Source organism: Mesorhizobium sp. P2_D1, assembly GCF_056404455.1.
In genome coordinates this window covers 1-681 of record NZ_JBFUDZ010000178.1, presented here as the reverse complement: position 1 = coordinate 681, position 681 = coordinate 1, and the positions used below count along the sequence as shown (strand labels likewise).

At 60.8% G+C, this 681-nt stretch carries 1 protein-coding gene; it reads left to right on the top strand.

Translation table 11 applies throughout. The annotated features are described in order from the left end of the window. Positions 1 to 281 precede the first annotated feature (281 nt). Positions 282 to 681: phytoene desaturase family protein (locus tag AC1D0I_RS32840; protein ID WP_477400225.1), on the top strand; the 400-nt coding region annotated here is incomplete at its 3' end.

Here is a 681-nt window from a genome sequence, read left to right as displayed (position 1 = left end):
GCGGAATACTTTGCGGGCCTAACGGCCTGCCGTCGTTGGGAAGATCACGATCCGGCTAGATGCCGAACGCGTTTGTGCCGACGTTGTCGTCAGGATCACCGACTGGACCGGCTAGCGACTCCGCATCTCGGCTGTCCTGAACGGGACCTTCCAAAAGATATTTGCGTCGATGGACGCCACTGCGGCAGGCGTTCCAATAACGCGGTGAAACTCAGGACCAACGAGCCAAAGTTGGCCGTGAGAGCGATGGGCAATGTGCGTTTGCCGCAAGGAGGACAGGAATGACGAGCTTTGACGCAATCCTCGTAGGCGGCGGCCACAACGCGCTGGCCTGTGCGGCGCATCTCGTGCAACGCGGCTGGAAGGTTGGGGTGTTCGAGCGCAACGCAGTCTGCGGTGGTGCGGTGCGGACCGAGGAACTCACACTTCCCGGCTATAGGCACGATCTCGGCGCGATGAACCTGAACCTCTTCGCCGGTTCTGCCTTCTACCGCGCGTATCAGGAGAGGCTCGCTACGGCAGGTCTATCCTTCGCGCCTGCATCTGATTGCTTCGCCAGCGTCTTCCCGAATGACAAGTGGTTCGGTGTCAGCAGCGACCTAAACCGAAATCTATCACGGCTCGCAAATCTCTCGCACCGCGATGCCGAACAATGGCGCCGGCTCGCCGAGCGGTTCCCGA